Source organism: Paraplanobispora takensis (genome assembly GCF_016863195.1).
Taxonomy (GTDB): Bacteria; Actinomycetota; Actinomycetes; order Streptosporangiales; family Streptosporangiaceae; genus Planobispora; species Planobispora takensis.
Genome location: NZ_BOOK01000049.1, coordinates 55684 through 73412 on the forward strand (window position 1 = coordinate 55684; position 17729 = coordinate 73412).

The 17729-nt window shown below is 73.6% G+C and carries 16 protein-coding genes; 4 read left to right on the plus strand and 12 right to left on the minus strand.

Annotated elements, in window-relative coordinates:
* Window positions 1-102 precede the first annotated feature (102 nt).
* The 3 genes from Pta02_RS31565 to Pta02_RS41550 form a co-directional block, all read right to left on the minus strand.
* The gene (locus tag Pta02_RS31565) at window positions 103-606 is read right to left on the minus strand and encodes a YybH family protein (protein WP_203878629.1); all 504 of its coding nucleotides are present in this window, start codon (window positions 604-606) and stop codon (window positions 103-105) included.
* An 83-nt stretch (window positions 607-689) separates the two neighbouring features.
* On the minus strand, window positions 690-1520 hold the full coding sequence (locus Pta02_RS31570; RefSeq protein WP_239131373.1) for an RNA polymerase subunit sigma-70: 831 nt from the start codon (window positions 1518-1520) through the stop codon (window positions 690-692).
* A gap of 9 nt (window positions 1521-1529) precedes the next feature.
* Window positions 1530-1685, minus strand: a complete 156-nt coding sequence (locus tag Pta02_RS41550) for a hypothetical protein (protein WP_239131374.1) — start codon at window positions 1683-1685, stop codon at window positions 1530-1532.
* Window positions 1686-1883: 198 nt separating this feature from the next.
* On the opposite strand from Pta02_RS41550, the gene Pta02_RS31575 reads away from it, so the two are divergent.
* Entirely contained in the window at window positions 1884-2789 is a 906-nt protein-coding gene (locus tag Pta02_RS31575; protein WP_203878630.1) for a dihydrofolate reductase family protein, read from the plus strand.
* 27 nt (window positions 2790-2816) lie between these two features.
* Here Pta02_RS31575 and Pta02_RS31580 read toward each other — a convergent pair whose 3' ends face one another.
* Window positions 2817-4004, minus strand: a complete 1188-nt coding sequence (locus Pta02_RS31580; protein WP_239131375.1) for an MFS transporter — start codon at window positions 4002-4004, stop codon at window positions 2817-2819.
* A 78-nt stretch (window positions 4005-4082) separates the two neighbouring features.
* Window positions 4083-5459, minus strand: a complete 1377-nt coding sequence (locus Pta02_RS31585) for a serine hydrolase domain-containing protein (protein WP_203878631.1) — start codon at window positions 5457-5459, stop codon at window positions 4083-4085.
* Between the two features lie 105 nt (window positions 5460-5564).
* Between Pta02_RS31585 and Pta02_RS31590 the strand changes: the two genes are divergently transcribed.
* Together Pta02_RS31590 and Pta02_RS31595 are read left to right on the plus strand one after the other, a co-directional pair.
* Window positions 5565-6239 carry a TetR/AcrR family transcriptional regulator gene (locus Pta02_RS31590; RefSeq protein WP_203878632.1) on the plus strand — a complete coding sequence of 225 codons (675 nt, stop codon included), beginning with the start codon at window positions 5565-5567 and terminating at the stop codon, window positions 6237-6239.
* Window positions 6240-6303: 64 nt separating this feature from the next.
* Complete coding sequence (locus Pta02_RS31595) at window positions 6304-7104, plus strand: helix-turn-helix domain-containing protein (RefSeq protein ID WP_203878633.1); 801 nt, start codon at window positions 6304-6306, stop codon at window positions 7102-7104.
* Here the strand turns inward: Pta02_RS31595 and Pta02_RS31600 are convergent.
* Window positions 7097-7465, minus strand: coding sequence for a DUF4345 family protein (locus Pta02_RS31600; protein WP_203878634.1), 369 nt, complete (start codon window positions 7463-7465; stop codon window positions 7097-7099). The genes Pta02_RS31595 and Pta02_RS31600 overlap by 8 nt on opposite strands.
* 274 nt (window positions 7466-7739) lie before the next feature.
* Here Pta02_RS31600 and Pta02_RS31605 point away from each other — a divergent pair, with 274 nt between their 5' ends.
* On the plus strand, window positions 7740-8966 hold the full coding sequence (locus Pta02_RS31605; RefSeq protein WP_203878635.1) for a GAF domain-containing sensor histidine kinase: 1227 nt from the start codon (window positions 7740-7742) through the stop codon (window positions 8964-8966).
* Between the two features lie 97 nt (window positions 8967-9063).
* Here Pta02_RS31605 and Pta02_RS41555 read toward each other — a convergent pair whose 3' ends face one another.
* The 6 genes from Pta02_RS41555 to Pta02_RS31635 form a co-directional block, all read right to left on the minus strand.
* Window positions 9064-11337 (minus strand): pectinesterase family protein, encoded by a 2274-nt coding sequence (locus Pta02_RS41555; protein WP_239131376.1) that lies wholly within the window; start codon window positions 11335-11337, stop codon window positions 9064-9066.
* Window positions 11338-11601: 264 nt separating this feature from the next.
* Window positions 11602-13764, minus strand: a complete 2163-nt coding sequence (locus tag Pta02_RS31615) for an aldehyde dehydrogenase family protein (RefSeq protein WP_203878636.1) — start codon at window positions 13762-13764, stop codon at window positions 11602-11604.
* Window positions 13761-14648, minus strand: a complete 888-nt coding sequence (locus Pta02_RS31620; protein WP_203878637.1) for a DUF6807 domain-containing protein — start codon at window positions 14646-14648, stop codon at window positions 13761-13763. The genes Pta02_RS31615 and Pta02_RS31620 overlap by 4 nt, the downstream gene beginning before the upstream one ends.
* Window positions 14641-15789: a Gfo/Idh/MocA family protein gene (locus Pta02_RS31625; RefSeq protein WP_373872427.1), complete on the minus strand. Its 1149-nt coding sequence runs from the start codon at window positions 15787-15789 to the stop codon at window positions 14641-14643. Before Pta02_RS31625 ends, Pta02_RS31620 begins: the two co-directional genes overlap by 8 nt.
* The gene (locus tag Pta02_RS31630) at window positions 15786-16844 is read right to left on the minus strand and encodes a mandelate racemase/muconate lactonizing enzyme family protein (protein WP_203878639.1); all 1059 of its coding nucleotides are present in this window, start codon (window positions 16842-16844) and stop codon (window positions 15786-15788) included. Before Pta02_RS31630 ends, Pta02_RS31625 begins: the two co-directional genes overlap by 4 nt.
* A complete protein-coding gene (locus tag Pta02_RS31635) occupies window positions 16841-17716 on the minus strand; it encodes a 5-dehydro-4-deoxyglucarate dehydratase (RefSeq protein ID WP_203878640.1) in 876 nt (291 codons plus the stop codon). Before Pta02_RS31635 ends, Pta02_RS31630 begins: the two co-directional genes overlap by 4 nt.
* Window positions 17717-17729: the final 13 nt, after the last annotated feature.

Here is a 17729-nt window from a genome sequence, read left to right on the forward strand (position 1 = left end):
TGCGGGCCCGGAAGGCGCGGCGGGCCTGGAAGACGCGGCGGGCCCTCACCGTCCCGCGGAGCGCGCCTCCGTGAGAGCCGTCAGGCCTCGATCACGTGCCGGTCATGGCCGCAGATCGGTGCGGGCGGCGCCGGTCTGCGGGTCGTGAGGGCAGGAGAGGTGCCGGACAGAGGAGCTGGGGAAGGAGTGGTGCTCATGGGCGACGACCCAGCGCCCGTCCCGCCTGCGCAGCCCGAAGGTCAGCCGGAGGCGGTTGCGCGGGTCGCGGGCCAGTTCCCCGGGGGTACCGCAGCGCAGCAGGGCGTGGGCGAAGGCGACGTCCCGCCCGGCGGTCACCTCCAGCGAGGTCAGCTCGAAGCGGGCCTCCCGCGCCTGCCAGTCCAGGAACGCGGGCCAGGCGGCCCGGTAGGCGTCGAAGCCGCGCACACCCTCCGCCGGCGGCGGCACGTCGAACATCACGATGTCGTCGGCGTGGTCGGTCAGGGTCCCGGCCAGGTCTCCGGCGTCGACGGCGCGCACCCAGCGCTCGATCAACTCCCGGATCAGGGCCTCGTCATCGGCGGGAACGGTCTCCTCGCGGCGGGCGGCGGCGTGGTCGGCGGACATCTGGTTCCTCCTGGTCTCCGGCGGTGCGGTCACGGCTGTAACCCCGCCGCACGGCCCCGACTCATCGCTCCCGCCGCAGTTCCTCAGGGAATCCGCGCCGGCAGCCCGAAAGCGGGCAGGTCCGCCGTCAGGAACGACACCACCTCGGCGATCCGCGGCCCGGACAGGCGCAGCACGTCCAGGCCCGAGGGGAGGTGGGCCGCCCGCTCGTCGTCCCACAGGTAGGTGCCGAACGCCACCTGCCCGTTCACCGTCGCCGGTACGAAGCGCCAGCGCCCCCGCAGCGGCCCGTCGAGGAGGAACGCGCGGATCGCGGGCCGTCCCCGGTACCAGGCGGTCAGCGGCGGCATCGAGTAGCGGGCGTCCTCGGCGAGCATCGCCACGATCGCCTCGACGTCCCCGCTCTCCCACGCGGCGGCGTAGCGCCGGGCGAGATCGCGCACCGGCCGCTCGCCCAGGGCGCGCAGTACGGCCTGCTGGGTGCTCCCGGGCAGCCGCCCGTCGAGCAGCGCGCGCGCCCGTTGCAGCGCGCTGTTGACCGCGGCGACGGAGGTGTCCAGGAACCCGGCGGTCTCCCGGGCGCTGAAACCGAGGACCTGCCGCAGCAGCAGCGCCGCCCGCTGCCGGCCGGGCAGGTGCTGCACCGCCGCGACGAAGGCCAGCTCAAGGCCCTCCCTCGCGAGGATCCGCGCCTCGGGATCCAGCTCCCGCACCCAGCCCAGCCGGTCGTCCGGGTACGGCTCGACCCAGGCGGCCTCCGTCACCGGCGAGCCCGGGCCCATGTCGGCCGGCAGCTCCCGGCGGCGGCGCCGTTCCAGCATGGTCAGGCACCGGTTGGTGGCGATCTTGTACATCCAGGCGCGCAGCGACCCGCCGCGGTCCTCGAAGCGCGCCAGCCCCTGCCAGGCCCGCACCAGCGTCTCCTACAGGGCGTCCTCGGCGTCGTGCACCGAGCCCAGCATGCGGTAGCAGTGGGCGTGCAGCTCTCCCCGCAGCGGTTCGACCAGCAGCGCGAACGCTCCGGCGTCACCACCGCGGGCCGCGCCGATCGCATCCGCCGGTAGGACTCTCTCCTCCACACCCGACATCATGACCGCCGTGCCACCGGATCGGTGACCCCCGGCCCCATCCCGATCTCCGGGGAGAGGGACCGGAAGAGGGGCCGGAAGAGGGGCTGGCATGCTGGGGCGGCCCGATGAGTGCGATGAGTTCCGTCCGCTCGCGCCGTCAGTGGTGGTGCCGGCGCTCGGCCGGCTCATCCGGACGAGGAGGCATGAGTGATCCACATCAGCGCGACGATGTTCCTGACCCTGGACGGAGTCATGGAGGCGCCGCACCTGTGGCATCCGGCGTACGTCAGCGAGGAGAGCCTGGCCGTGCTCGCCGGTCAGCTGGCCGGCGCCACCGCGATGCTGCTCGGGCGCCGCACCTATGAGGAGTTCGCCGGCTACTGGCCCCACCAGCCCGATGACGTGCCGCTGGCCGCGGAGATCAACGGCATCCGCAAGTACGTGCTCTCGCGCACCCTGGCGAACCCGGGATGGGGTGACACGACGGTGCTCGGCGAAGGCGTGCAGGCGGCCGTGCGCACGCTCGCGGAACGGGAGGAGCGCGTCCTGGTCGCGGGCAGCGCCCGGCTGGTGCGGGAACTGCTGGACCGGGGGCTGCTCGGTGTGTCGGTGGCCGCGGTGACCAGTTCCGTACAGCGGGCACGGGCGGGGTTGCGGGACCGGCTCGGGCCGGACCGCGCCCGGTGGCGGCGCGGCCCGGCCCTCACCGATCACGAGACCGCGGTGCTGGAGCGCTACATGCGGGCGATCGAGGCCGCCGACCACCGTGCCCTGGCCGATCTCCTGGCGCCCGGCGCGCGGGTCAGCCACCAGCCGGGCGCCGGCGGCCACCACGGGGCCGAGCCGATCTGGTACGGCGGGCGCGCGGCCATCCTCGAGCGCTGGGCGCCGGTGCTGCACGGCCCGTACGGGATGAGCCTGAGGATGACGCCCACCGCCGCCAACCGGCAGCCCGCCGCCACCTACATCCGCGTCCCCGGGGACGGGCACTACCGGGCCTTCTCCCTGTCCGTCGTCACCGTCGAGGGCGGGCTGCTCACGGAGCTGGCGCAGTTCGGCCCCGAGCTCTCCCCGTACTTCCGGCTGCCCGGCGTTCTCACCCCGCCCGGATGAGAGGGGAGCGGCATGCCGCTCCCCTCCTCACCCGGGCGGGGACGCCGGTGCGGAACGGCGTCCCAGGGCGAACGCGAGAGCCGTACCCGCGGCCAGCAGGACGGCCAGGGCCGCGTAGCCGGAGGCGAGCCCGGCCAGGGTGGCGACCCCGGCGACCAGCAGCGGGCCGCCCGCGTCACCGAGCTCGCGGCCCAGCTCGGCCGCGCCCATGGTCTGGCCGAGGCGCGCCTGCGGGGTGGCGGTGGCCAGGGCGGCGAAGCCGAGCGGGGTGATCAGGCCGGTGCCGGCGCCGATCAGGACGGCCGCGGCCAGCACCCCGGCCAGTCCCGGGATCGTCGCGCAGCCCAGGCCGGCGGCGGTGAGCAGCAGTCCCGCGCCGAGACCGGTGCGGACGGTGAGACGCCCGGCGTCCAGCGCGCGCCCGGCCGCGGGCTGGACCAGGGCGGCGCAGGCGGCGAGCACGGACACCGCGGCGCCGGTGGCCACCGCGCCCAGCCCGGCCGACGAGCCGGAGACGGGCAGGAAGCCGACGCCGACCGACAGCGCGGCGGTCGCGGCCGCCAGCGCCGCCGTGGGACCCAGGAAGACCGGGTCGGCCAGACGCCGGGCCAGGTCGAGCAGGGTCTGCCGGGCCTTGGGCAGCGGGGCCGGGGCCGGGACCACGAGCAGCGCCCAGAGGGCGACCGCCGCGCCGAGGACGGCCAGGACCGCGAACAGCAGCCGCAGGCCCCCCGCCCAGACCAGGACTCCGCCGAGCAGCGGGCCGAGGGTGTAGCCGATGGACTTGTGGAAGCCGTAGGAGCCGAAGGCCCGCCCCTGTTTCGCCGCCGGGTTGAGCCGGGCCACCAGGGCGGAGGCCGAGGGGGAGAAGGCGGAGGCCGCGGCGCCCTGGCCGAGGCGGGCCGCCCACAGCCAGCCGGGGTCGTCGATCACCACGTACCCCGCGGAGGCGGCGGCGAAGGCGGCCAGCCCGCCCAGCAGCACCGGGCGGGCGCCGATCCGGTCGGCGAGCGTGCCGAAGATCGGCTTGAGCAGGATCTCGGCCCCGTCGTACAGGGCGAGCAGGCCGCCGAGCACCAGCAGCGAGGTGACCGCGTCGCCGGACAGGGCGCCGAGGTTGGCGGCGATGCCGTGGGCGCCGAAGGCGGTGGTGAACCCGGCCGCGTACAGCGGCCACATCGTCCCCCGGCGCGGCGCGGGTGTCGGCTCGGTCATCGGTTCTGGCTCCGGCGTCTGGTGCGAGGCGTGGAAGCGATCGTACGGCCCGCCGCGGGCGCCGCCCGCTCCGGAGGCTCAGGACGCGGCCGGGCGCCGGGTGAAGATCCGGCCGGCCAGGTCGACGCCCACGATCGCGCCGCCGTCGTCGCGGGTGAAGAAGCCGCGCTGCCCCTTCAGGCCGCCCTCGGTGACGATGTACTCCTCACCGTCGCCGGGCAGGAGGCCGATGGCGGCCGGCGGATGGTCCGGGGGCATCTCGGTCTCCGACGCCCCGCGGATCTCCGGCTTGATCCCGGCCGCGAGCGTGAGCGCGAGCCCGTCGGCGGCGATGTCGATGTTCATGGCGTCGTTCTCGTAGCGGCCGGCGACCTCCCGCGCCCGCGCCTCGTCGTGGGGGACCGGTTCGGGGTCGCGGTCGACCACGCCGAGATAGTGCTCCAGCGCCCAGCGGACGACGGCCTGGTTGAAGGGGCCGCCGTCCGGACCGGCGTTGGCCAGGGAGACGACGGCGAATTCGCGCTCGGGCACGATGAGCAGCTCGGCGAACTGGCCGTTGCCCGAGCCGCCGTGCCCGGCGGTGCGCACGCCGTCCACCTCGCGCAGGAACCAGCAGATCCCGAAGGCGTCGCCGAGCGTGCCGGCCCGCAACTCGACCGTCCGCTCCCGCATGCGGCGCAGCGCCTCGGCGGGCAGCACGCCCTCCCCGGTGCCCAGGTGGAAGCGGGCCCAGCGCAGCAGGTCGCTCACCGAGGACACGATGCCCCCGCCGGGGTTGTCGGCGCGCCAGCCGGCCCGCCACGCCTTCCACGGCCGGGCGGGCCGCAGGGTCCCGTCCCCGTCGCGGTTGTGGCCCACGGCGAACCGCCGGATCATGACGTCGTCCAGGTCGAAGAAGGTGTTCGACAGCCCCGCAGGCTCCAGGACCAGCGAGGTCACGGCCTTCTCGAAGGGCAGGCCGGTGACCTTCTCGACGACCAGCCCGGCCAGGTTGTAGCCCGCCTGGCTGTAGGAGGCCCGGGCCCCGGGCGGTGCGATCATCTCCAGGTCTGCCAGCTTCACCGCGAGCGCGGCGAGGGAGAGGTCCTCCTCGCCGGGGTCGATCAGGTTCCAGTCCAGGCCCGCGGTGTGGTTGAGCAGGTTCAGCACGGTGATCCGCGCCGCGGCCCGCTCGTCGGAGAGCCTGAGCTCGGGGACGTACCGGCGCACCGGCGCGTCCAGCTCGACCTTCCCCTCCGCGGCCAGGCGCATCAGCGCGGTCGCGGTGAAGGTCTTGCTCACCGAGGCCAGATGGAACAGCGTCGTGCCGTCGACCGGCAGCGGGTCGGCCAGGCTGGTGACGCCGTAGCAGGCGTGGAACTCCTCCTCGCCCGTCAGCACCCCGACGGCGGCGCCGGGCAGGCCGGACTCCCGGGCCGCGGTCTCGACGAAACCGGACAGCTTCTCCTGGGACATCGTGTCCTCCGCTCATGCGATTGAACTAAGTGCAATTGGAGGCTATTCCGCTCCTGAACTAAGTGCAATAGCGTCATTGAACTTTGTTCAACTATGCTGGCGGCCATGTCGAGGGACACACTGACCGCGGACCAGATCGTCCGCGCCGCCATCGAGCTGCTGGACGGCGAGGGCCTGGACGGCCTCAACATGCGCAGCCTGGGCAAGCGGCTGGGCTCGGCCGCCACGGCGATCTACTGGCACATCAAGACCAAGGACGATCTCGTACGGCTGGCCGGCGACGCGGTCTGGCGGGAGGTCGAGCTGCCCGACCTCGACGGCACCGACTGGCGGACGGCCGCCGCCGCCATGGCCACCGGCATGCACGCGATGCTCACCCGTCACCCCTGGCTCGGGCAGGCGTTCGGCAGCCACCTGCTGTACGGCCCCGGCAAGGCCCGCCTCGACGACCACAGCCTCGCCATCTACGAGAAGGCGGGATTCGCCGCCGCCGACGCCGACCAGGCGGCCGGCACGGTGTTCGTCTTCGTGCTCGGCAGCGCTCTCGGGCCGGCCTCGCAGGTCTCGCTGACCCGGCGGCTCGGCAGGAACGGCGCGGACGCCGAGCGGTTGCTGGCCGAGACCGTGTCGCGGGCCGCGGAGGTCGCCATGGAGTTCCCCCGGCTGCGCGAACGCCTCGGCACCGCCGCCGCGGCCGACTACGCCATGGCGCCCGAGGGCAGCTTCGAGTTCGGCCTCCGGGCCATCCTCGACGGTTTCGAGGCCCGCCTCGCCACCTAGAGCGCGTCCTGTGCGGGGCGCGCCGTATCCTCCCTCGCACGTTCCCGGCCCGAAGGAGACTCCGATGCCGACGCCTTCACCGACCCGTCGCGCCGTGGACGGGGCGGCGGTGTGGTTGTGGCCGGGCCGCGCCCTGTACGCCGGGCCGTCCCTGCGGCTGGGGCCGCACTCCGGTGCGGTCGCGTGCCTGGCCGTGGGCGTGGACGCGCCCTTCGCCGTCCGTCCGGTGACCGGTGGCGAACTGCGGGCGCGCACCGCGCTCATCGCCCCCCGGATGCGCCACCGGCTCATGATGCCCGGCGATCGCATGGTGTTCCTCTATCTCGAACCCGGCTCGGCGGACGACCGGGCGTGCCGTACCGGCTTCACCGCCGGGCAGGGGGAGATCCTGACCGGGCACCGGCACGAGGACGACCTGCTCGCCGGGGCGGCGGAGCTGTCCCCGCACACTCCCGTCCCGCGGGTCACCGCCTGGATCGCCGGGGCCGTCGGCCACGCCGGGACGTCGTACGCCGACCCGCGGATCGCGGCCGCCACCCGCAGGCTCGTCGACGCCCGCCGGCCGCTGCCCGCCGGGCCGCTGGCCGCCGAGCTGGGACTGTCGGAGTCCCGCTTCCTGCGGCTGTTCAGGGACGGCACGGGGACGTCGTACCGCCGCTTCCGGCTGTGGGCGCAGATGCACCGGGCCGCGCGGGCGCTGGCGGCGGGCCACAACCTCACCCGGGCGGCGGCCGACGGCCACTTCGCCAGCCCGTCCCACCTGAGCACCGCCTTCCACGCCATGTTCGGTCTCACGCCCAGCGCCCTGCTCTCCGGGAACCCGACGATCCACTGCCTGGACCCCTCGCCTGAGGCCCTCACATGAGGCTCGCCAGCAACGCGCCCGCGGCGGCGACCTCCACCCAGAAGTAGCACCAGACGGGATGGAACGCCGCCGGCCGCTCGATCGCCCGCCCCGCCAGCCGCCCGGAGGCCATGCCCAGCAGGGACACGGCGACGGTGAGGACCACCCCCGTGCGCGTCCCGCCGGTGCCGGCGAGCGCCGTCAGCAGCAGTCCGCCCACGGCCACGCCGAAACCGCCGTACACCGCCCGGATCTCGCTGCGCGCCTCGGCCGAGTCGGCGATCATCCGGAACGGCCTGATCAGCGCGGCGGGCGCGGACAACCCGAACACCCCCATCCCGAGGAAGAAGACCGCCACCACGATGATCAATACGGCCTGCACGACGACCTCCGGACCCGACGACAGCGGACGAGACGGCCCAGCATGCCTTCGACGCCCCGCACGGCGCTTCCACGAACCTGCCGCGACGGCCGGCGGGATCAAGGCGGTCCGACCGTCCCCGGTCGTGAGATAGCAAGATGGAATTATGTCCTATTTGGTGGTTATGTCTGTTTTTCATGGGTAAAACGACAAGCGGCTCAATTCACGACGCCACTAGGAGAACGAGGCCTCACCGAACTGCGATGATCCCGGAATCTCTGGTGGGTGACGTGCGATGTCCTTCATTCCGCGGCCGATCGACGAAGAGGAGCGGGTCGGAGAGCTCATGGCGCTGCAGGCGCTGGAGACCCTCCCGGAACCCGACTTCTCCGCGATCGCCCAGCTGGCTGCGGCCGTCTGCCAGGCGCCGATCGCGCTGGTCAACCTCGTCGGCAGCGACGGGCAGTACTTCAAGGGCCGGGCCGGCATCGCCGCGACCAAGATGGACCGGCAGTCGCTGGCGTGCCCGTACGTCATCATCGGCCGGGAGATGATTGAAGTGCCCGACATGCTGGCCGACCCGCGCTTCCGCGACGACGCCTGGGTGACCGGGCCGCCGTACGTGCGCTTCTACGCCGGCACGCCCGTGGTCAGCAGCCACGACCACGCCCTGGGCACGGTGTGCGTGATGGACCAGGTCCCGCGCCGGCTGAGCGGCACCCAGCGCCAGGCCCTGACCACCCTGGCCACCAGCGCGGCCGGGCTGCTGGAGGCCCACTACTACACCCGCCGCTCCGACGAGATCATCCAGCGGCTGCGCGACGTCGAGGAGCTGAAGAACCGGTTCCTGCGCACCGTCAACCATGAGCTGCGCACCCCGCTGACCTCGATCGCCAGCTACCTGCAGCTGATCCAGGACGGCGGGCTGGACCCGACGACCGAGCAGCGGTTCCTGCAGGTGATCGAGCGCAACAGCCACCGCATCCTGGGGCTGATCGACGAGCTGCTCCTGGTGGCCAGCCTCAACGCCCGCACCGCCGTCCACCACCCGTCCTCCGTCGACCTGACCGCCGTCACCCGCCGCGCGGTCGACCAGATCACCGCCCGGGCCCGCACCTGTGAGCTGCGCCTGCGCCTGCACGCCGACGGGCCGGTGACGGTGAGCGCCGACGCCCGGCGGCTGGAGCACGCGCTGACCCAGGTCCTGGACAACGCGCTGAAGTTCACCCCGCCGGGCGGGAGCATCGACGTCACCGTGGCCGCCGGGCCCCACCCGGCCGTGGAGGTGCGCGACAGCGGCATCGGCATCGGCGTCGACGACCTCGAGCACGTCGTCGAGGACTTCTACCGCGCCCCCGACGCCGAGGAGCGCGCGATCGCCGGCACCGGGGTGGGCCTGTCCATCACCGACAAGATCGTTCAGATGCACGGCGGCACCGTGCACATCGACAGCGTCCCCGGGCACGGCACCACGGTCCGCATCGCCCTGCCCGGCTCGCCGACGGCGATGCCCACCGGCTGAGATCCGGCGGCACCGGCACGGCCCCGCCGAATGGAACGGCCGGTACGGCTCCGCTCTGGGCGGGGCCGTACCGGCCGGGTCGGGGAGGGGGTCCGGCTCAGCCGAGGCGTCCGGCCCCCGCCTGGGCGGGCACGAGGCCGCGCAGCGTGCGGGCGGGGTGGACCTTGGTCACCAGGGTGGGCGTCCAGCCCGCGTCGGCGCCGAGGTCGGGGTCGTGGGCGGCGTTGTAGGCGGCGACCAGGTCGACGGGCCTGCCGTCGACCACGTTGTCCCTGACGGTGATCGCGGTGCCGTTCAGGACCGACAGGACCTTGTCGGCCGGGATGCCGTCGAAGGCGTTGGCCTGCGCGTAGACCTTCGATCCCGCGCCCACGCCGATGCTGTACTGATGGATGTCCGAGCCGGTGTAGTAGTTGTTGTAGACGTGCACCTGGCCGAAGCGCACCCGCGGGGTCCGCTGGCCCAGGCCCTCGAAGTAGTTGTGGTGCAGGGTCACCTTCAGCTTGTCGGCCTCGGCGTACCGGGTGGCGTTGTCGGTGTTGCCGATCAGCGACACCTTGTCGTGGTTGCTCAGGTGGTTCCACGACAGGGTCACGTAGTTCGAGCCGCGCACCACGTCGAGCAGGCCGTCGTGGACCTGGTACGGCCGGCCGAAGTGGAGCGGCTGGTCGGAGTCCGGGTTGTCACCGTCGTTGAGGGTGTTGTGGTCCAGCCACACGTGCGTGGATCCGGAGATCTCGATGTTGTCGAAGGAGGCGTTCCAGGCGCCCTCCTCGCCGTCCGTCGGGTCCCACTGCGGGAAGCAGTCGGAGGTGTCGGTGACGGTGAGGTTGCGGACGATCACGTTGTCGGCGTTGGTGACGCGGATGCCGAAGCTCTTCAGCGCGGCGTCGCGGCCCAGGCCGATGAGGGTGACGTTGGAGCCGAGGGTGACGGTGACGTGCTTGGCCATCTTGTCGTAGGAGGCCTTGCGCGCGTCCTCCAGCGGGCCCGAGGGCACCTTGTCCCGGCCCCAGACCGCCGGGTCGTAGGCGGCCAGGTACGCCTGCAGGCTGTAGCCGTTGACCGCGTAGCTCGCGCAGGTGAGGGGGTTGCCCGCGTCGTCGGTGTCGGCGTCGACGGCGCCCTTCACATAGATGATCTTCGGGGTGTTGTCGGCGGGATCGCCGATCGCGGCCAGCAGCTGCGCCCGGGTGGAGACGGTGTGGATGTTCTCCGGGCGGGCGGCCGAGCCGCCGGTGGTGCCGGTGCCCTCGGCGGCCCAGCCGTCGTTCTCGGGCAGCACCTGGCGGCCGGTCTGCCGGTCGGAGTGGGAGGGGAAGCTGCGGAAGGGGTCCCAGCCGTCCTGGCCCTTCAGATAGTCCTCCGGATCGAAGTCCCTGGCCTGCTCCCTGGTCAGCTGCGGCCGGTCGGCGTTCACGGCCGCGCCGGGACCGCGGTTGAGATACTCCGACAGCCGGGCCTCCCGCCAGTTCAGGCCGGACATGTCGGTCCAGGGGGCGTCCTTGAACTGCTGGCCGAGCCAGGACTCGCGGATCAGGACCTGGCCGCGGGCGGTGGCCGAGCCGCCGGCCGGCCACGGGCGGCCCAGGTGGACGGTCTTGGCGGGGGCGTCGCTGACCAGGTGGCTGCGGTAGATCATGAACCCGTACGGGTTGGTGATCTCGGTGCTGGCCGCGGTGACGTAGCCGTTGTTGCCGTCGGTGCTGCCGCGGTTGAGGGACTTGATCACGCAGTTGTGGAACAGCGCGGTGGCCCGGCCGAAGATGAAGTCGACGTCGCCCTCGACGTAGCAGTTGCGGAAGTACTGCCGGGCCACGGCGCCGGCGCCGGCGGTGTTGGCGTAGAGGGTGTCCTGGTTGCCGATGAACCGGACGTTCTCGTAGACCTGCCGGTCGCCGGTGGTCCGTACGGCCACGGCCTGGCTGTTGCCCTTGGCGGCCTCGTCGTAGGAGTTCTCGAAGGTGAGGTTGCGGGCGGTGAAGTCGGGCGCGCCGATCACGTAGGAGGCGCTGCCCGAGGTGCCGTAGGTGCCCGAGCCGTCCGGCTTGGGGGTGGAGGCGGCGGCGTCGAAGGTGAGCACGACCTCGCGCGGGTCGCCGGTGTCGCCGACCAGCGAGATGTACGGCTTGTCGGCGGGGATGACCACCTGCTGCTTGTAGGTGCCCGGGCGGACCAGGATCGTGACCGGCTTGGTGTTGCCGGCCGGGACGGCGTCGACGGCGTCCTGCACGGTCGTGTGGTTCCCGGAGCCGTCGGCGGCGACCACGATGGCGGCGGGAGCGGCCGAGGCGGTGGCGGCCGGGGCGGCCGGGGCGGCCGCGGCGATGATCGTGAGGGCGATCACCGGAGGGAGTTTCAGAAGTCGCATGTGCAACCTTGGGGATGCGGCAATCGGTTGCAAGAAACGTTGGCGTAATCCCGTATTTACGTCAATAGCCCCTGCGAAATCGCCGTTACCCATTACAAGCGATTGCAGTAGCAGGGGGATCCGGGGCATGCCGACGGCCCCGGCGGCGGCAGGTGCCACCGGGGCCGCGCGGCCCGCCGTACCCCGGGGCAGGACCGGGAGGCGGCGGGCCGGATGGGAATCCGGGCAGAAGAGAGACGCGGAGCGGGAGAGGGAAGGGGCGGATCAGGGCGGCGTGAGCACTCCGTTCAGGCGGCGGGGCAGCCGCCAGGGGTTGTCCTCGCGCAGCGCCTCGGGCAGCAGGTGCGCCGGGCAGTTCTGGTAGACGACCGAGCGCAGGAACCGGAAGATCGCCGCGGTGCCGACCGAGGTGGTCGACGGCTCGGTGGTCGCCGGGTACGGCCCGCCGTGCTGCTGCGCCCAGCCGACCGCGACGCCGGTGGGGTAGGCGTCGAAGACCAGCCGGCCGGCCCGGTCCCGCATCACCGCCACGATCCGGGAGGCCAGCTTCTCCTCCTCGGGCTCGCTGTGCAGGGTCGCGGTCAGGTTGCCGGGGGTGGTGGCCAGGATCTCGGCCAGCTCGTCCTCGCCGTCGTAGGTGAGCACCACGGTCATCGGCCCGAAGCACTCCTCCAGCAGCAGTTCGGAGGCGTCCAGCAGGGAGGCGGGCCCGGTCAGCAGCCGCGCCGTCACCTGCCGCTCGCCGCCTGCCCGCCCGGTGGCCGCCACCCGCAGGCCCGCGATGGCCTCCCGCTCGCCCGCGCCGCTTTCGAAGCTCTCCCTGATGCCGTCGCCGAGCAGCACCTGCGGGCCCAGCTCGGTGAAGTGCCGGGCCATCGCCTCGACCAGCCCGCTGCCGGCCGGGGCCAGGACCAGGCCGGGCTTGACGCAGAACTGCCCGGCGCCCAGCGTCGCCGAGGCCGTCAGCCCGGCCGCGATCTCCTCGGTACGGCGGGCCGCCGCGCCGGGCGTGACGATCAGCGGGTTGAGGCTGCCCAGCTCGCCGTAGAAGGGGATCGGCTCGGGACGGGCCTTGGCCACGTCGTACAGGAAGCGCCCGCCGGGGATCGACCCGGTGAACCCGACCGCCTTGACCAGGGGGTTCTTGACCAGGGCGACCGCCGCCTCGCGGCCGTGGACGAGCTGGACGACCTCGGCAGGGAAGCCCGCCGCGCGGGCGCCGTCCTGCAGGGCCGCCAGGGTCAGTGCGGAGGTCTCCGGGTGCAGGGAGTGCGCCTTGACGACGACCGGGCAGCCCGCGGCCAGCGCGCTGGCGGTGTCACCGCCGCCGACGCTGAAGGCGAAGGGGAAGTTGCTGGCGGAGAAGACGCCGACCACGCCGACCGGGATGTTCATCCGGCGCAGGTCCGGCTTGACCGCGTCGGCGCTGTCGAGCCGTACGTCGAGGAAGGAGCCCTCGCGAAGCACCTCGGCGAACAGGCGCAGCTGCCCGCTGGTGCGGGCGACCTCGCCGGTCAGCCGGGGCGCGCCGAGCGCGGTCTCGGCGTCGGCGGCGGCGACCAGGTCCTCCACCCGCGCGTCCAGCGCGTCGGCCATGGCCTCCAGCATCACCGCCCGCTCCCGCGGCCCGGCCTCGTCCAGCCGGGGCAGCAGCTCGTGGGCACGGCGGCAGATCGCGCCGAGCTCTTCCACGGTGGTGGAGGCGAACTCGCGACGGCGCTCGCCCGAGCGCGCGTCGAGGCTCCACACGGACATGACGGGTCTCCATTCCATGAGGTCGGCGTGGGGGGTCCGGACGGCGGGCGGGAGCAGGTCGCCCGCCGCCTCCAGCAGCAGCCGGGCCACCTCGATCGCGCCGCGCCCGGTGAAGTGGGTGTCGTCGGCGCTGCCGTTGGGGTAGTTGGGGTGCGGGGCGAGCCAGAGGAACAGCTCCTTGGTCGCCTCGGGGCCGAGTTCGCGCCAGCGCCGCAGGCTGGCGGCCTGCAGGTCGACCAGCGGCACCGCCTCGTCGGCGGCCAGGGCCCGCATCGCCTCGGGGTAACGGCCGTGCGTCCCCTCCGGGCCGCAGGCGCGCCGCTCGACGGAGGTGACCAGCACGGGGCGCGCGCCCCGCTCGCGGGCCCCGTGGACGTAGCGGCGCAGGTGCTCCCGGTAGCCGGTGAACGGCGCGGAGAAGCGGCCCTGGTCGTGCTTGGGGTCGTTGTGGCCGAAGCAGATCAGCAGGAGGTCGTCCGGCCCGATGGCGGACATGATCCGCTCGTACATCCCCAGGCGCTCGATCGAGCTGCGCGCGCTGGCGCCGGGGACGGCCTCGTTGACCACGGGCACGTCCCACAGCAGCGGCAGCGCCTGCCCCCAGCCCGCCTGCGGCGCGAGCGTGACCGGGTAGGCGGCGGCGGTGGAGTCGCCGGCGACGAAGACCTTCACGGCGCGCTCTCCACCGCGTCCGTCGCAGCCGCCGCGGCGGCCAGTTTCGCGGCGGCGGCCCGGCCGAGCCGCCCGTCGGCCACGACCGTGACCACCCGCCGCCGCAGCGTGCCGGTCACGGCCAGCGGCCGGTCCCAGGCCAGCGCGGGGCCGACGCCGGGATACTCGGCCACCCGCACGAACCACGGGTCCACCGTGCCCGCCTGGACGAACACCAGGCTCCAGGCGTCCGACACCAGCGCCAGCCAGGGGGTGAGGCTGCCGTGCACGTCCGCCTCGCCCCCGGCCTCGGCGGTGAACACGGCGATGTCCGCCGACTCCTTGGGGGCGCGCCAGAAGAAGCCGCCGTACCCGGCGCCCGGCCGGCCCTTGCACGCCGAGCTCTTGATCTCCAGCGGCTCGCTCACGGTCAGCGCGAAGGAGAAGTCCAGCGCCCACGCGTCCCCCGGCGCCGCCCCGATCACGGGACGGGCCAGCACGGTCCGCTCCTCGCGGGCGACGGTCGCGCCGTCCGGGCCGATCCAGGTCAGCCGCTCCCCGAACCCGTCGGCACGCTCCTGGAAGGCGTCGTGCCGCTGGTGGCCGTGGTCGTCCAGCCAGCTCGCGCCCCGGTCGCGGACGAAGGTCCGCCCGCCCCAGAAGTTCACCGCGCCGACGTCCGCGACGGCCAGGCTGACGCCCAGGTGGTGGACGTGGTCGTCGGGGCGGAACTCGGTGACCGGCGTGCCCGCGAGGGTGCGCACCGGGTGCAGGTACGGCCGCGGCGAGTCGGTCGCCGGCAGGTCGGACTCCCACACGTAGGAGGCCACCGGTGTGCCCGCGACCAGCAGCTGCCTGGCGGCCGTCCCGCCCTCGCGCGCTTGCCCGACGGTCGTGTCATCCATGTACGGCTCCCGCGGTGGTGTCCGGATCCGATGCGGCCGCCCACGGCGCGCCCAGCTCCGAGAACAGGGCCGTCCGCTCGGCGCTGAGGTCCGTCAGCTCCCTGATCCCCGGCAGCTCGCGCCGGTCGGCGTGGATCTCCTGGTGCTCGTCGGCGATCGGCAGCGGGTCGGGCGCCAGCCGTACCGCCTCCAGGAACTCCATGAACGCGCCGGTGCGGGCCGCCGGAACCAGCAGCTCCGTGCCGGTCCTGACGTGCTCGATCAGGTTCTCCAGCAGGTTCGCCCGGGGGTGGACGGTCCCGTCGAGGTCGTCGGTGGTGTAGGTCAGCCGGGCCGTGCCCCGCGAGCCGTGCACGAGCACGTACGGCTCGCTGCGCCCGGTCGCGCACAGCGTCACCGCCACCGTGATCACCTGACCGTCCGCCAGGTGGATCCGGGCCGCGGCGGTGTCGTCGGCCTCGATCGGGTTGGCGTGGAACAGCTCCAGCTCGACCGAGGTCACCGAACCGCGTTCCTCGGCCCCGGCGACCGCCAGGGCGGTGGCGGTGGCGTGCGCGAACGGGTTGGTGAGCGCGCCGTCCACCACGTCCTGCCCGTCGTCGAGCCGTCGCCGGCCCGACCAGGCGGAGCGGGTGAAGTAGTCGGCGGGCCGCTCCCAGGCGCCGGCCACCCCGATGCCGCGGATCTCGCCGAGATCGCCGGAGGCGATCAGCTTGCGCAGCGCCGGGATCGCGGCGGAACCGAGGCTCTGGAAGCCGATCTGGCAGGCCAGCCCGGTCTCCCGCACCGCGGCGGCGATCCGCTCGAACTCGGCCAGCGACGAGGCGGGCGGCTTCTCCAGCAGCAGGTGGGAGCCCGCGCGCAACGCGGTCACCGCCAGGTCGGCGTGGGTGTTGATGGGGGTGCACAGGATCGTGATCTCCGCGCCGGTGCGCTCGATCAGGCCGGCCAGGTCCCCGGGGCGCGCCTGCTCGGGGGCGCCCAGGCCGTGCAGCCACTGCGCGTCCACCTCGCGCACGTCGCAGACCCCGGCCAGCTCGGCCAGTCCCCGCACGCTCAGCTGCCGCAGGTTCTCCAGGTGCGAGCGGCCGTGGCCGTACGCCCCGGCGAGCACGACCCTGACCGCCCCGTTCTCGCTCACGCCCATGTCATCCCCAGTCCCGGCCTGCCGGCCGAACGCAGTTCGATGCCGTCGATCTCCACCGGGCACGGCGCGGCCAGCAGCCCGAGATCGGTCAGGGAGGCGTCCTCGACCAGCTCCACCATCGCGGGGTGGTGCAGCGTCAGGGCCAGCTGCCCCGACAGCTCGGTCAGCAGGTGCGGGTAGAGCGGGACGTCGAAGGCGCGGGCCAGCTCGGCCACGCGCAGGAACGGGGTGATCCCGCCGACCCGGACCACGTTGGGCTGGACCACGTCGCACGCGCCCGCCACGAGCAGGTCGCGGAAGCCGTGGACGTTGTAGACGTTCTCGCCCACCGCCACCGGCACGCCGATGCTCCTGCGCAGCTCCACGTGGGCGGCGACGTCGTCGGCGGGCAGCGGCTCCTCGATCCAGTGCAGGTCGTACGGCTCCAGCGCGGCGATCGCGCGCCGGGCCCGGTGCAGGTCCCAGCGCTGGTTGGCGTCGATCATCAGGATCGTGTCCGGGCCGACGACCTCGCGGACCGCGGCGACCCGCTCGACGTCCTCGGCCAGGTCGGGCCGGCCCACCTTGATCTTGACGGCCGGATAGCCCGCGGCCTTCCACCGGCCGGCCTGCTCGACCAGCTCCGCCAGGGAGTAGTGCAGGTTGACGCCGCTGCCGTACACCGGGAGGCTCTCCCGGCGCGCTCCGAGCACCTCCGTCAGGGAGGACTCCCCGCAGCGCAGGTCCCACAGCGCCAGGTCCACCCCGGCCATCGCGACCGTGGTCAGCCCGCCGCGCCCGGCCTCGCTCAGGTGCGTTCGGAGCCGGTCCCAGACCAGCTCCGGGTGGGCGGGCAGGCCGATCAGCGCCTCGCGGACGTCGTGGTCCAGCAGGGCCTGTACGGCGTGCGCCCCGATCTGCGGGGTCCAGGAGAAGCCGGTGCCGGTGCGGCCGTCGGACAGCACGACCTCGCACACGATCACGTGGTTGCAGGGCACGTCCGCACCCCACGGCCGGCGCAGCGGCGCCGAGCGCAGGGTGGTCCGCAGATCCTTGATCTCGCCGGTCATGCGCCCACCAGGGCGAGGCCGTTCTTGAGAATCGAGTCCAGCTCGGCCAGGTGCTCGGGGGTGAGGTCGGTCAGCGGCGCCCGCACCGGGCCGACGTCCAGGCCGCGCAGCCGCAGGCCGGCCTTGACCAGGGCGACCGCGTAGCCCGGGGCCTTGCTGCGCAGCTCGACCAGGGGCGCGTAGAACTCCGTGATCAGCCGGTCGTCGCCGTTGAAGTAGGCGGTGGCGATCTCCGGGGCGAAGGCGAAGACGGCCGAGGAGTACAGCTCCACGCCGATGCCGCGGTAGGCGGGCATGGTCAGCTCGGCGGTCGGCAGGCCGTTGAAGAAGGTGAAGTCCGGGCCGATCTCCCGGCGGACCGCCAGCACGATGCGCTGCATCCGGTCGATGTCGCCCAGGCCGTCCTTCAGCCCGATCACACCGGGGATGCGGGCCAGCTCCACCACCGTGGCCGGGTCGAGCACCACGGAGCCGCGCTGGTAGATGATCACCGGCAGCTCGGCGGCGATCGCGCGCACGTACTCGGCGAACCCGGCCGCCGTGCCCTGGGTCAGGTAGGGCGGCATGAGCAGCAGGCCGTCGGCGCCCGCCTCGCGGGCAGTACGGGCCTGCTCCAGGGCGGCGCCGAGCGGGCCGCCCGCGCCGGCCAGCACCGGCACCGCGCCCCGGACGGTCTCGGCGGCCACCCGCACGGCGCGGGCGTGCTCGCTCTGGGACAGGGCGGAGAACTCCCCGGTGCCGCAGGCCACGAAGACGCCGCCGGTGCCGTGCGCGAGACCCCGGCCGATGTGCTCGGCCAGCACGTCCTGCGCCAGCGCGCCCGCGCTGTCGTAGGGGGTCACGGGGAAGAACAGGACTCCGCTGAGATTCATGATCGGTGCTCCA